At 53.7% G+C, this 13,007-nt stretch carries 13 protein-coding genes; all 13 read right to left on the reverse strand.

Annotation, left to right across the window (positions count from 1 at the left end; translation table 11 throughout):
• Window positions 1-144: 144 nt before the first annotated feature.
• Window positions 145-1,353 (reverse strand): flagellar hook-associated protein FlgL, encoded by a 1,209-nt coding sequence (gene flgL, locus ACTG2T_RS01855; RefSeq protein ID WP_330125195.1) that lies wholly within the window; start codon window positions 1,351-1,353, stop codon window positions 145-147.
• A 4-nt stretch (window positions 1,354-1,357) separates the two neighbouring features.
• Complete coding sequence (locus ACTG2T_RS01860; protein ID WP_330125196.1) at window positions 1,358-3,361, reverse strand: FlgK family flagellar hook-associated protein; 2,004 nt, start codon at window positions 3,359-3,361, stop codon at window positions 1,358-1,360.
• Window positions 3,362-3,364: 3 nt separating this feature from the next.
• Entirely contained in the window at window positions 3,365-4,438 is a 1,074-nt protein-coding gene (gene flgJ, locus ACTG2T_RS01865; RefSeq protein WP_069527143.1) for a flagellar assembly peptidoglycan hydrolase FlgJ, read from the reverse strand.
• Window positions 4,439-4,481: 43 nt separating this feature from the next.
• Complete coding sequence (locus tag ACTG2T_RS01870; RefSeq protein ID WP_005350664.1) at window positions 4,482-5,579, reverse strand: flagellar basal body P-ring protein FlgI; 1,098 nt, start codon at window positions 5,577-5,579, stop codon at window positions 4,482-4,484.
• An 8-nt stretch (window positions 5,580-5,587) separates the two neighbouring features.
• On the reverse strand, window positions 5,588-6,259 hold the full coding sequence (gene flgH, locus ACTG2T_RS01875; RefSeq protein ID WP_330125215.1) for a flagellar basal body L-ring protein FlgH: 672 nt from the start codon (window positions 6,257-6,259) through the stop codon (window positions 5,588-5,590).
• A gap of 14 nt (window positions 6,260-6,273) precedes the next feature.
• Window positions 6,274-7,062 (reverse strand): flagellar basal-body rod protein FlgG, encoded by a 789-nt coding sequence (flgG, locus tag ACTG2T_RS01880; protein ID WP_005334158.1) that lies wholly within the window; start codon window positions 7,060-7,062, stop codon window positions 6,274-6,276.
• A 14-nt stretch (window positions 7,063-7,076) separates the two neighbouring features.
• A complete protein-coding gene (flgF, locus tag ACTG2T_RS01885) occupies window positions 7,077-7,823 on the reverse strand; it encodes a flagellar basal-body rod protein FlgF (RefSeq protein WP_005334159.1) in 747 nt (248 codons plus the stop codon).
• A gap of 146 nt (window positions 7,824-7,969) precedes the next feature.
• Window positions 7,970-9,307 carry a flagellar hook protein FlgE gene (gene flgE / locus ACTG2T_RS01890; RefSeq protein WP_021231059.1) on the reverse strand — a complete coding sequence of 446 codons (1,338 nt, stop codon included), beginning with the start codon at window positions 9,305-9,307 and terminating at the stop codon, window positions 7,970-7,972.
• Between the two features lie 10 nt (window positions 9,308-9,317).
• Window positions 9,318-10,058: a flagellar hook assembly protein FlgD gene (locus tag ACTG2T_RS01895; protein WP_330125197.1), complete on the reverse strand. Its 741-nt coding sequence runs from the start codon at window positions 10,056-10,058 to the stop codon at window positions 9,318-9,320.
• 16 nt (window positions 10,059-10,074) lie between these two features.
• The gene (flgC, locus tag ACTG2T_RS01900) at window positions 10,075-10,494 is read right to left on the reverse strand and encodes a flagellar basal body rod protein FlgC (protein WP_005350658.1); all 420 of its coding nucleotides are present in this window, start codon (window positions 10,492-10,494) and stop codon (window positions 10,075-10,077) included.
• Window positions 10,494-10,892 (reverse strand): flagellar basal body rod protein FlgB, encoded by a 399-nt coding sequence (flgB, locus tag ACTG2T_RS01905; protein ID WP_005334169.1) that lies wholly within the window; start codon window positions 10,890-10,892, stop codon window positions 10,494-10,496. The genes flgC and flgB overlap by 1 nt, the downstream gene beginning before the upstream one ends.
• Window positions 10,893-11,187: 295 nt before the next feature.
• Entirely contained in the window at window positions 11,188-12,012 is an 825-nt protein-coding gene (locus tag ACTG2T_RS01910; protein ID WP_005350656.1) for a CheR family methyltransferase, read from the reverse strand.
• Window positions 12,013-12,029: 17 nt separating this feature from the next.
• A complete protein-coding gene (locus tag ACTG2T_RS01915) occupies window positions 12,030-12,941 on the reverse strand; it encodes a chemotaxis protein CheV (RefSeq protein WP_005334174.1) in 912 nt (303 codons plus the stop codon).
• Between the last annotated feature and the right edge of the window lie 66 nt (window positions 12,942-13,007).

Consider the following 13,007-nt stretch of genomic DNA (forward strand, 5'->3'; position numbering starts at 1 on the left):
TTATCCAATCCCGCAGGGAGGTCAACCCCACAGCTCCCATTAAATGGACAACGGCAACAGCTTGTTACAATTGGCAGGAGATGACACGGAACCAATTTTCATAGTCTGGACAAAAGAAAAGGTCCCAAAGGGCCCCTTCTTTAATTAGCGAATATAGTCAAACAGTGTCAGACGGCTTATTTTGCTGAAAGAGAGTTGCGAGGCACTCAATGCCGCATCCTCTTTTGACAGCGCGGAGATCACTTCATAGAGATCCGCTTCCGACACCTTGGCTCTCGCCTCGGCGTTGAGGGTACTCAACCCCTCGTTAGAATCCATGACTGCCTCGAGACTGTTCATCCTGCCACCCAGCTCACCCAACCCATGATCGATATTCAAGCGAGCATTTTTCATATGGACGGTAGCATCGGCTACTTCCAGCGCAAAGTTGTCAGCGGTAATAGCGGGATCACGCAAGGCGGTAATAAAATCCGACATACCATTCAATATGTTGTCATTCTTCGGTGGATTAAGGTCAAACTGCTGAGCCGCACCACCTGCAGGTAAATCAAGGGTCAACTCCAGACCATTGAAGGGGATCTTGGTGCCAGCAGTGTAGTTACCCGTTTGCAACGTATTGCCACCAGCATCCTTGATATCATAGGTATCTGGCGGGCCTATGGTGGTTGATACGGTATAGGTGTTGCTGGGCAGTGCCGAGTTATAATTGGACTTATAGAAATTATCAAAGTTACCCTGATCGCCTATCCCAACCTTGATATTTGCTGTGGTTGCACTGGCGGTTCTTCTGGTCGCCACGATTTCAAACAGATCTTGCCCGGAATCATTGGCAGCAATTTGTACTGTGGGTGAGACCTGAATATTTCGCTGACCAGGGTCTCCCTGATAAATATATTTTCCGTTAGCGTCTTTTATATATGGCTGGGTCTTGCTCTGATTGCCGCCGAATATAAATTCACCCGAGGAGTTTTTGCTATTCATCAGGTCAAACATCTGCTGCTGCAACCCTTCCAGCTCGCTGGCTATGGCCTTGCGATCATCCATGCTGATAGCGCCATTATTTGACTTCTGGATCAGAGTCTGGGCACTAAGCATCGCATTATTAATCGACGTTAATACCGTCTCCTCATGCCCCAGGCTGTTTTCCAGCAAGCTGCCATTGACACTGTACTGCTTGAACAGGTCAATCTCCTTGGTCAGTGCCATCTTCTGGCTCATCCCCGCAGGATCTTCCCCGGCAGTCTGAAATTTATTGCCGGTTTGCAGCTGTTGATAGGCAGTATTCAACCGCTCGTTGGCACTGTTGAGGGAATAGATATTCCGGTCGTAGATCATGTTGGTGGTGATGCGCATGACGTTACCTCACGGAAGAGAGCAGTGTATCGAAAATGGTTTTGGCCGTGCTGACGATTTGCGCCGATGCCGCATAGGATTGCTGGAAGCGGATCAGATTGGCTGCCTCCTCCTCCAGATTGACCCCTGACACGCTTTCAAAGATGCCGGTGCTCTGGATAAGCTTGGACTCATTGGCCTTGAGCAGCGTTTTTGCCTGACTGGTATTGTTACCCACTTCCATCACCAACCCGGAATAGGCCTGATTGAAGGTCATCTTGTCGTTGGTCGTCCCACCATTGGTGCTCTTGCGCACCAGATCCTTGTTTTGCAGCTCGGCCAGAACCAGGCCATTGCTGTTATCGGCAAAGCCATTGCTGTTGTAACTGAGCTTGAAGCTGTCACCGGCATCCACCGTTCCGGTGATGCTGAACTCGTAGCCTGGCGCCTGTTTCGGGTTGGCATAGACTGCGGCTCCGGCGGGGAAAGGGTTGACGATCGCAGACATCAGGTTTTGCCCTTTGCTGCTCGCAGGGGCAGTGCCAATCAGGGTAGTGCCATCGGCTTGAAACACCTGATAGTTACCGTTGGCGTCAATCTTGACGACCTGAGGCGCTGTCGGGCTCAGACTATTGGTACCAAAACCTGACCCTGCACCTGTATTGAATACGCCACCCAGTTTGATATCTGCCCCGCCGCCATTATTGGTGGTCTTTTCCGCTTTAAGCGGAGAGGCCAGGGCCAAATCTTCCGGTCGGGTGATCAGCTGACCCAGACCGGCGGCCGCACTTTTGGTCGGTTGCAGCAACAGTCTGTCACCCGCAGCCGGCGTGCCGGTAAGATCGATCGAGATCCCGTGCCCGGGCAGCTCAAAGGTCGCTGGCGGCATGGTCCCCGTGCTCACAGAGGTACGATTGCCAGACTTGTCGAGCGAGAACACCTCATAACCGGTAGCGCTGCTAAATTGCACTTCGTAATCAAACGGGGTCACTGATGTCCCCTTGCCCGGTACGAAGCTGACATTCGCCCCGACCGTCCCGGTGTTATTGCCGTAGGGTAAGCCCTTGCTGGTAGGCAGGGTGAAGATATCGCCGCCAATCTCGTTATCCAGATCCATCCCGAGGCGGTTCTGCTGGTTCATCGCATCGGCCATCGCCACGGCCAGCTGCCCCAGTTCGCGCTTGGTAGGCTCAAGGTCGGTACGCGCCTTGAACAGCCCCCCCATGGCACCACCAAACGTATCGTGATCGATGGTTGCCTTGTTCGCCCCCAGGGTCAGCTGCAGCTCCTGATCCCGGGAGTCAGGATCTCCTGCAATCACCTTGAACTGGGCGACGCCCCCATCAAGGATCAACGAATGGCCAGTGCTCATATTGACCAGCATGCTGCCGTTGGGTTGGGCTACGGTGCGAATATCCATCTTCTCCGACAGCTGGCGGATCGCCTCATCCCGCTGATCAAACAGCATCAGGTTCTCTTCGGGTGACCCCTGGGTGCGGATGATGGCCTGATTAAGATCATTGATGCTGGTGAGCAGGCTGTTGACCTGCTTGGTTTCATCTTCAATACGGGTGTTGAGGGTATCGCTCTGCTTGTCGAGCTGCGCCGAAAGGGTATGAAAACGGTTGACCATGCCACTCAACTCCGTCATCACCACCTTGCGCCCACCGATCTCGGCAGGCGATTCATTGGCTGAGTGAAATGACTTGAAGTAGGAGGTGATGGCCGCCCCCACGCTGTTGCTGGTATTCCCCAGCAAGCTGTCAACGCCAGCCAACTGTTCATAATGGGTCAGGGAGGCATGATAGGCAGAGGTATCACGGCGCACCTCCCCCTGCATATAGTCGTTGATTACCCGCTGGGTCTTGATGTCACCGGTCCCCAGACCGATGGTATTGGTATACACCAGCGTACGCTCACGCACATAGCCCTGGCTATTGACGTTCACTATGTTGTTACTGGTGGTCTGCAGCAGGCGTTGCTGTGCCAGCACGCCCGATGAACCAATCCCAAGCAGGTCGCTTGCCATACGTTACAGCTCCATCTCGTTGTATTGGGCAATGGCGTCACTGCGCAATACCTGTTTCAATTTTCTGGCGTAGTGCGGGTCGGTGGCATAACCCGCCTGTTGCAGCGCCTCAAAGTAGCGATCGGGACTATCCACCTTCGCCAGGGCTCCCTTGTAGCGAGAGCCGGAAGTGAGGAAGTCCACATAGTCGTTGAAACTCTCTTCAAACGACTCATAGGAGCGAAATGCCGCTTTCTGGCGGGAGGCAACGCCTTGCTCATACTCGAGCGTGCTGACCACCGCCTTGGGCCCTTCCCAGCGCGGATCGGCCTTGATGCCAAACAGGTTATGGGTCACCTGCCCCTCGCCATCCTTGATCACCCGCTTGCCCCAACCGCTCTCCAGTGCCGCCTGAGCGACCAGTACCGCCGGGCTTAACCCCAGCTTGTCGGCCGCTTTCTTAGCCAGCGGCATAAGGCGATTAACGAACTCTTCCGGTGTATCGAACTCTTTGCCCCCACTACCGGTAGCACTGCCCTCTTCGCTGGCCATGCGTCCCATGGGCGGAATGCTGCGGTGCGGTCGACGGGGCATAGTGAGTGCGTGGCTCTCCTTGACCCCCTCGGTCATCTCTCTTTCAGCAAAATCTTTGCCAACTTTTGATGCCGCGATCAAATCATCTGCAGCCGCAGTGGGTGGCTGATAGGGTTTGTAGGTCCGTTCGGTGCGCTGCGGCATCTTGAGCACTCGCCCATCCTGATGGGTAAAGGTCTCGGGAGAGAGCTGTTTGGCCACCATGTCAGCCAATCCCAGCCCCCCCTTGCTGGACATGTCGGCAACCCGCTGCTCATCCAGCATCCCTTCATAGAACTGGGTATAGCTGCTATTCATCGGGTTGTCCTGAGTCAACACCCCGTTGGCCTGACGCATGCTCTGAAACAGCATCTGGGTAAAGATTGACTCGAACTGGCGTGACGCACTCTTGAGCGCTTCGGCCTGCCCTTCTTTGCTTTGGCTCATCTGGCGCAGACGGTCCAGGTTCTTGATGTCCTGTACCATCCCGAGATTCATGCCGCTGTTGCTGTCAAACTCCGCCATTTTGCTTACCTCATTGCCACCCGTGGCAACCACTTGCCGCTTGTTACAATATGACCAGTTGCCCCTCGATGGCGCCTGCCTGCTGCAGCGCCTCGAGGATGGCCATCAAATCACCGGGGGCGACCCCGACCTGATTGACCGCCCGGACCAGATCATCCAGGGTCGCACCGGTATCAAACTTGAACATCCGCCCCGGCTCCTGCTGGACATTGATGGTCGAGTTGTTTGTCACCGTCGTCTCTCCTCCCGCCAACGGGTTGGGCTGGGAGACCTGCTGGTTTTCGGCGATGGTCACCGTCAACCCGCCATGGCTGATGGCCGCCGGTTTGAGCTTGACCTGACTGCCGATCACTATGGTGCCGGTGCGGGAGTTAACGATGATCTTGGCCGCCTCGTTGGCCGGATCCACCTCCAGATTCTCGATGGTGGCGAGATAGGAGACGCGCTGACCCGGATCCCGCGGGGCATAGACCTTGACCGAGGTGGCATCGAGCGCCTGAGCGGTATTGGGCCCCACCAGATCGTTGACTACATCGGCCAGACGGCGCGCAGTGGTAAAGTCTGGGCGGTTAAGGTTGAAGGTGATGGTGTCCCCCTGACTGAAGGAGTTGGGCACCTCTCGCTCCACGGTTGCACCGTTAGCAATCCGCCCGACGGTCGGGGTATTGATCACCACCTTGGAACCATCAGCCCCCTCGGCCCCCAGACCACCGACCACCAGACTGCCCTGGGCGACCGCATAAACCCGCCCATCGAGCCCTTTCAGGAAGCTCTGCAGCAGAGTGCCGCCCCGCAGGCTCTTGGCCTCGCCAATGGCAGAGACCGTCACATCGATGGTCTGGCCCGGCTTGGAGAAGGGGGGCAGGTCGGCATGGATCGCCACCGGAGCCACATCCTTGATCTTGGGCTTGATGTTATCCGGCACCTTGATGCCAAAATTGTTGAGCATGGTACGGAAGGTCTGCTCGGTGAAGGCGTTGTTCTTCTCGCCAGTACCGGGCAACCCCACCACCAGACCGTAACCAATCAGCTGGTTGTTACGCACCCCTTCAACCGAGCTGATGTCCTTGATCCGGGCCGCATTGGCCACACCCAAGGGCAGCAGACAGCAAAGCAGAGTGACAAGACGGAGTGACTTCATAACATCTCCTAGAGCGGCCACCAGGGACCATTGAAAAAGCTGGTAAGCCACCCTTGCTCCTGGCTATTGGCCAGATCGCCGGTACCACCGTAGTAAATGCGGGCATTGGCCACTTTCTGGGACGAAACGCTGTTATCAGACGTCACATCCTCCGGGCGAATAAGGCCGGTGATCCGGATATATTCATTGCCATTGTTGAGCATGATCCACTTCTCACCGCGCACCACCAGATTGCCGTTGGGCAGTACCTTGGCCACGCTGACCGAAATATTGCCCTGCAGGCTGTTGCTCTGATCCGCCTTGGCCTGGCCCTTGAACGCGCTGTCTTGAGCAATGGAGGCTGAGAGATCATAGGGGCTGGCGGTCACGGGCACGCCACCCAACTTGACCGGGTCCAGATTGAACTTGTTATTCTTGCCACTCTGGGTATTGGCCTTTTTCGAGGCAGAGGTCGACTCCGACAACTCGATGGTAATGATGTCACCTACCTTGTGTGCCTTGATATCCGAATAGATGCCATTGACCTGATCCGGCTGGAAAATCGCCCCTGTCGGTCGCACCGACACCGGCTCCGACTCCCCGTAGACGGGGGAAAACTCGGGATCATCAGGCTTGGGCGCATTGGGAGTGCTGCTACACCCTCCCAGCACCAACAATCCCAGCATCCATACGGCTTTCATCATGCACCTCCTAATTAGGTACGCTGGATCAGGAAGGACATCATGCCGTCCACGGCGGAGAGCACCTTGGAGTTCATCTCGTAGACCCGCTGAGCCTGAATGAGGTTCACCAGCTCTTCGGTCACGTTGACGTTGGAAGTCTCCAGCATCCCCTGCTTGATCACCCCCAAGCCATCGGCACCGGCAGTCCCCTGAGCGGCAGCACCACTGGATTGGGTCTCGACAAACATGTTCTCCCCCATCGGCTGCAAGCCGCTGGCGTTGACGAAGTCGGAGATGTTGATCTGACCGACGACCTGAGAAGCGCCATCGCCCTTGAGCTGCACCGAGACCTGACCATCTTCACCCACCGTAACGCTCTGGGCGTTTTCCGGGATCTGGATTTCCGGTTGCAGCGGGTAGCCATTACCCGGGGTCACTATGGTCCCTTCATCGTTGAGGGTGAACTGACCGTTGCGGGTATAGGCCGCACTACCATCCGGCAGCTGAATTTCAAAGTAACCACGACCACTGATCATCAGGTCCAGCGAGTTGTCGGTGGTTTGCACGTTGCCCTGGCTGTGGTTTTTCTGGGTCGCCACCACCTTGGCACCCGCCCCCAGCATCAGGCCGGAGGGGAGCTCGGTATCGGCAGAGGAGCGGCCACCGGGCTGGTTGATGTTTTGATACAGCAGATCTTCAAAGATGGCCCGTGACTTTTTGAAGCCCACGGTGCTGGCGTTCGCCAGGTTGTTCGAAGTGACCGAAATATTGGTCTGCTGTGCATCCAACCCGGTCTTGCTGATCCAGAGTGCGGGATTCATAGGTAACTCCTTGATTAGCTGATTCGCAGCAGTTGGGTTTGAGCTTCATCATTCTCTTCGGCCGTCTTCATGATTTTGACCTGGGTTTCGAACTGGCGTTGCAGCCGGATCAGGTTGGTCATCTCATCCACCACATTGACGTTGCTCCCCTCAAGGGAGCCGGCAATCAGGCCGACATTGGCAGAGGCGGGTTCATTCTGGCCATCTTTGCGGCGAAACAGACCATCTTGCCCCTTCTCCACCGCATCGGCGGCCGGGTTGACCAGCTTGATCCGCTGAAAATCTTCCGGCAAGTTGGCGGCTGCCCCTTCCGGTCGACCGCTGATGGTGCCATCCCGATTAATCTCGAGTTTCTCCATCGGCATCGGCAACACGATTGGCTGACCACCGTCATCCACTACATTCAGGCCGGTCGAGGTTTGTAAGTTGCCGGTCGCATTGACCTGCAAATTCCCCATGCGGGTATAGGCCTCGCCGCCCTTTGGATCCTGCACGGCAATCCAGCCCGGCCCATCCACCGCCACGTCCAGATCCCGTCCGGTGGTCATCAGCATGCCATGCTGCAGGTTCTGACCCGGGCGCTCAGCCATGGCAAACACCCGGCTTGGCAAGCCCTCTCCGAACGCCTGCATGCTTCTGGCCTGCTCAAAATCGGACTTGAAGCCGGTTGTATTGGCATTGGCGAGGTTGTTGCCGCGAACAGCCAAGCTGTTCATGGTCTCTTTGGCCCCGGACATGGCGATATAAAGCAGGTGATCCATGGAATTCTCCGTCAAACAGATGACTCTGACAGGAGAAATGCAATTAGAGTGCCAACAGCAGAAATATGGGGGGGGAGAAGTAGGATGGGAATGAGACAGAAACAGAGAGGGGGCCAAGCCCCCTCTCATTATCATGTATTGCGCAATTAACGGATCTGCAGGATGGTCTGCTGCAGCGAACTGTTGACCTCCAGAGAACGGGAGTTGGCCTGGAAGTTACGCTGGGCAGTGATCAAGTCCACCAGCTCCGAGGTCAAATCCACGTTGGACTGCTCCAGCGCTGAAGATTTTATGCTACCAAACGTACCTGAATTAGGAGTACCAGGCAATGCATCCCCTGAGAGCAGGGACTGCCGCCAGGATGTATCACCAACCTGAGTCAATCCTTGCGAGTTCGCAAACTTGGCCAGCGCAACCATAGCCACTTTTAACGTCGTAGCATTACTGTACGTGGCAGACACAACACCGTCCGGCGTAATTTCAACCTTTGTTAGACGGCCTACTGTCGCACCATCCTGAGTCAATTTGTTGACTTCAAAAGGTGAGTTGTATTGGGTAACAGTCCCAAGACGAATTTCCAACGTCTGGGTCGGATCTGCACCATTGTTGATAATCCCTGCACCACCAGCGCCATTGCCCAACGCAACAGTCTTGATAGGTGCAACCGGTATTGTTGTATCCAGCTTACCCGAAGGAGTAAATGTCATCTGCAGACCAGTGGGAATACCTGCTCCTGGACTCGCCGTACCACCATTAATATTTATAGGCTTGTCCCCTTCATACATGAACATACTCCAAGTTCCCGGGTTCAGAGGCTGCCCCGCATTGGCCGGATCTTCATGGCGGACAAAATACTTCGTGATTGTATGGGGAGCACCAAGCGAATCATAAATAGTCACAGATGTTGAATGAGCATATGTTGACGAGTTAGTACGATCAAAATTAGCGGGCAAAGTAGGCTTTGTTTTACTATCAATACTCAAGTTAAAACTTGCCTCCACCAATGAAGTCATTTTAGGCTCACCAGCCCTATCAGGTATTTGAATAGGCTTGGTCGCATTAATACTGACTGCCTTGGGCGTACCATCAGGATTAATTTCATAGCCTTGCAGGTAATGGCCCTGATTATTGACCATATAGCTGTTTTCATTGAGCTTGAAGGCGCCGGCACGGGTATAGGTGCGATCCAGGTTGGTCAATCCATCGGAGGTCACAAAGAAGCCATTCCCCTGAATCGCCAAGTCCAGTGCGTTATTGGTAAATTGCAGCGCCCCCTGGTGGAACTGCTGGGCAACCGCGCCAGTCGCCACACCATTACCGACCTGGGTCTTGGCATTGACAAAGATGGAGTTGGCGTAGACATCCGCAAACTCGGCACGGGACTCTTTAAAGCCCATGGTGTTAACGTTGGCAATGTTGTTGGCGGTGACGTTCAAGTCTTTTTGTGCCGCGTTGACACCGCTCAAGGCATTGTTAAATGACATATCCAGCTCCTTAGATCGATGCTGTCGACGTGGTTTTTGACGGTGCAACCGTCGGATTTGAATTGGTGCCTGAAATTTGCAGAATATTGTTCAGATATTCGCTCCCCAGCCCTCTCAAGTTGAGGCGAGTCGGGTTAGTTGCATTGCCCAAGGCAACGCTATCCACTTTTGCATAAGCGTATGAAGCAATATTTTCCGACTTGCCATCAAGAGTACCGCTAGCTTTGACGACATACTTGCCTGCAGAAACTCGGTTACCAGCCTTGTCTGTACCATCCCAAGCAACTTCAACGTTACCTTTTTGCTCTCCTTCCAGAGGAAACTCTTTGATAACTTGTCCTTTTTCGTCTTCGATAGTGATTTTGATATTCGCATATTTATTAGTAGTACCAACCGCTACGACTGCTGATAGTGGCCCCTCTTTGTCTAAATAGCTTATATTGCTTGGCAGTAGCACATTTTGACCTACCAAAGAGGATGCTTGCAGGGCTTGACTGGAAATCATCTGGTCATTGAGTTTCCCCATCTGGGTAGACAAACTACTGATCCCCTCCGAAGTTGACATGGACGCCATTTGGGAAAGCATCTGGGCATTGTCGACAGGCTTGAAGGGGTCTTGATACGATAATTGCATTGTTAGCAGCTTCATAAATGAAGCCTGATCCAGCTCTTTCTTGGGCGTCGTGGTAGTGCCTGTCGTCTGGGTCGTGGTACGGCTTATACCGTTAGCACTGTTGGTTGTATCGACCATGCTGCATCCCTCCTAATCAGGACTTGCCAAGCTGGAGCGTCTGCTGCAGCATCTTTTTGGCCGAATCTGCAACCTGTACGTTGGTCTGGTAGCTGCGCGAGGCGTTGATCATGTCGGCCATCTCTTCAACCATGTTGACGTTGGGCTTGAAGATAAAACCGTCTTTATCCGCCATCGGGTGGTTGGGGTTGTACTCCTTGAGCAGTGGCGCCTTGCTCTCGACAATCCCTTTAACCTCAACCCCGACCGAGCCCTGCTTGTCAGACATCGCCTGATCGAGCTGGGCGGCAAAGACTGGCCGCCTGGCGTGGTAAGTATTTTCCACACTGGAGCTGACGCTGTCCGCGTTGGCCATGTTGCTGGCAACCGTGTTGAGGCGCACTGACTGTGCACTCATAGCCGAGCCTGCTATGTCAAAGACCTTGAACAAACTCATCACTGCTCTCCTTTCAGGGCCTTTAGCAGGCCACTGATCTTGCTATTCATAAATTCAAGGGAGGTTTGATACTCGAGGCTATTACGCAGAAATTCGCTGCGCTCCTGCTGCACATCGACTGTATTGCCGTCACCGGTATCCGGCTGCAACGGGTTGCGATATTGCACAGTACCCGGAGCGTCCATATTCAAGGCAAAGTGCTTTTCGCTGGTCGTTGCCAAACCAAAACCCTGATGCGACTGAGCCTCCTGCAATGCCTGAGCAAAATTGATATCCCTGGCTTTGAAGCCTGGGGTATCTGCGTTGGCAATATTGCTGGAAAGCACCTCAGCACGCTTGGCACGAACGCTTATGGTGTGTTGATGCACACCGAATGCCTTGTCAAATGAAAGAGCCATAGCACACCTCCTGCTTGGTATATTTTGTTAGCAAGAGGTGTGCCATAAGCAAATCACTCAGTTCGATGGTTTGGGTATGAGCACATTTCAGACCGAAAACGGCAGGAGCATCTCGCGCATTGAGTCAGACGGCATCATTTGGCCACCTTAAGGCTTCAACCACTTTTGCAGTGGCGAGATATGGTAGGTAAATAGAAAGACTGAGCTGTAGATAAAGAAAGAGGGAAGCTCGTAGCTTCCCTCTTTGTATGAACTGGCAATATCCGGCAGACCCCGAATATCAAGGCGGTCAGGCCTATTTGACCTTGTAGACAATCCCCGGATTGCAGCGGATCATCTCGAACCGGTCAGTCAACCCGGCCAGTGACTCCGACGCTCCCAACATCAGATATCCACCGGGGTTGAGACTGGCAGCAAACTGGTTGAGGATCTTCGACTTCACTTCCGGCGCAAAATAGATGAGCACGTTACGGCAAAAGATAATGTCAAACTTGCCGAGCAGACTATAACTCTCCAGCAAGTTGAGTGGCCGGAAGGTGGTCAATTTTCTGACTCGCTCGGCAACCCGCATCTTGTTGTCACCGTAAGGCTCAAAAAACATCTTCTTGCGCTCCGGTGACAAACCGCGCGCCAGAGCAAGGCTATCGTAAACGCCTTCCTTACACTGATTGAGCATGGTCGTCGAAATATCCGTCCCGACAATCTGCACGCCACCAGGCAAGGTACCCGGCTTTTTCATCTGCTGCTCCAGTGCCGTCATGGCAATGGAATAGGGCTCCTGACCTGACGAGGATGCAGCCGACCAGATCTTGATGGGGCGGCCACTTTTCCCCAACTCGGGGAAAATCTTGTCGGTAAGAAGCTGAAACGGATAGGTATCACGAAACCATAGGGTCTCGTTGGTTGTCATGGCATCTACCACAGCCATTTTCAGGTCACGCTCTCGCACACTCATTGCACGGGTAACCAGATCAGACAGACTCTCGATGCCAAACTGAGCCATCAAAGGTGAAAGACGGCTCTTCACCAGATACTGTTTGTTATCCCCCAGCACAATTCCGCTCTGTACCGCCAGAAAGTTGCTGAACTGTTTGTATAAGTCGTCCGAAAGTGTCTTCATGCAGCTGTTCTTCTTTATTAGAGTGCGTTTTGTACGGCCTTGGCCAATTCATCAGGCTGGAACTTGGCGATAAAATTGTTCGCACCAACTTTCTGCACCATTGCCTGGTTGAATACTCCACTGAGCGAGGTATGCAGAATAACATGCAAATCCTTGAGATTGGGATTATTCCGGATCTCGGCAGTGAAGGTATAGCCATCCATTTCCGGCATTTCGATATCCGAAATAACCAGCGCAACCTGATCCTTGATAGGACCATTTTTGGTCATTTCCAGCAGCATGTTCAATGCTTCGCGACCATCTTTTGCCAACACACACTCGACGCCGATGGCCTCAAGCGCACGTTGTACCTGTTTGCGTGCCACTGAGGAGTCATCCGCAACAAGAACAGGACGCCCCAGAGTCGGATGGTCGACACTGGCCTGAACCAACTCCTCACTAACATCCGTTGCAACCGGAGAAATTTCGTTCAATATCCGCTCAACATCAAGAATTTCGACCAACTCACCGTCGACTTCAGTCACGGCTGTCATGTAGTTGATGCGACCCGCACCTTTGGGCGGAGGCAGGATGGATTCCCAGTTCATATTGATGATGCGCTCGACCGAATGCACCAGAAATCCCTGAATAGAGCGGTTGTACTCGGAGATGATAATGAAGCATTTGCTCAGATCATCAATCGGGCGTTTGCCAACCGCCATGCTGAGGTCGATGACCGAGATAGTCTGGCCACGAATATGTGCTACCCCGCGGATGCAGGAGTTCAGTTTGGGCATCACGGTCAAGGGGGGACACTGCAACACTTCACGCACTTTGAATACGTTGATGCCAAATCTTTGACGTCCATTGAGACGAAACAACAACAACTCCAGCCGGTTTTGCCCCACTAGCTGGGTACGTTGGTTGACCGAGTCCAGGATACTGGCCATAAACACTCCCTAAAAACGCTTGGCATTAATCATGCATGCGTGATGGATTGCGTCAGACTATCGATG

This window comes from Aeromonas sp. 75A (assembly GCF_051919425.1).
GTDB classification, from domain to species: domain Bacteria; phylum Pseudomonadota; class Gammaproteobacteria; order Enterobacterales; family Aeromonadaceae; genus Aeromonas; species Aeromonas veronii.

Excerpts from the sequence above, each read along its gene's own strand:
- flgL (WP_330125195.1), bottom strand. The coding sequence starts at position 1,353 with ATGCGCATCACCACCAACATGATCTACGACCGGAATATCTATTCCCTC.
- ACTG2T_RS01860 (WP_330125196.1), bottom strand. The coding sequence starts at position 3,361 with ATGGCAAGCGACCTGCTTGGGATTGGTTCATCGGGCGTGCTGGCACAG.
- flgJ (WP_069527143.1), bottom strand. The coding sequence starts at position 4,438 with ATGGCGGAGTTTGACAGCAACAGCGGCATGAATCTCGGGATGGTACAG.
- ACTG2T_RS01870 (WP_005350664.1), bottom strand. The coding sequence starts at position 5,579 with ATGAAGTCACTCCGTCTTGTCACTCTGCTTTGCTGTCTGCTGCCCTTG.
- flgH (WP_330125215.1), bottom strand. The coding sequence starts at position 6,259 with ATGAAAGCCGTATGGATGCTGGGATTGTTGGTGCTGGGAGGGTGTAGC.
- flgG (WP_005334158.1), bottom strand. The coding sequence starts at position 7,062 with ATGAATCCCGCACTCTGGATCAGCAAGACCGGGTTGGATGCACAGCAG.
- flgF (WP_005334159.1), bottom strand. The coding sequence starts at position 7,823 with ATGGATCACCTGCTTTATATCGCCATGTCCGGGGCCAAAGAGACCATG.
- flgE (WP_021231059.1), bottom strand. The coding sequence starts at position 9,307 with ATGTCATTTAACAATGCCTTGAGCGGTGTCAACGCGGCACAAAAAGAC.
- ACTG2T_RS01895 (WP_330125197.1), bottom strand. The coding sequence starts at position 10,058 with ATGGTCGATACAACCAACAGTGCTAACGGTATAAGCCGTACCACGACC.
- flgC (WP_005350658.1), bottom strand. The coding sequence starts at position 10,494 with ATGAGTTTGTTCAAGGTCTTTGACATAGCAGGCTCGGCTATGAGTGCA.
- flgB (WP_005334169.1), bottom strand. The coding sequence starts at position 10,892 with ATGGCTCTTTCATTTGACAAGGCATTCGGTGTGCATCAACACACCATA.
- ACTG2T_RS01910 (WP_005350656.1), bottom strand. The coding sequence starts at position 12,012 with ATGAAGACACTTTCGGACGACTTATACAAACAGTTCAGCAACTTTCTG.
- ACTG2T_RS01915 (WP_005334174.1), bottom strand. The coding sequence starts at position 12,941 with ATGGCCAGTATCCTGGACTCGGTCAACCAACGTACCCAGCTAGTGGGG.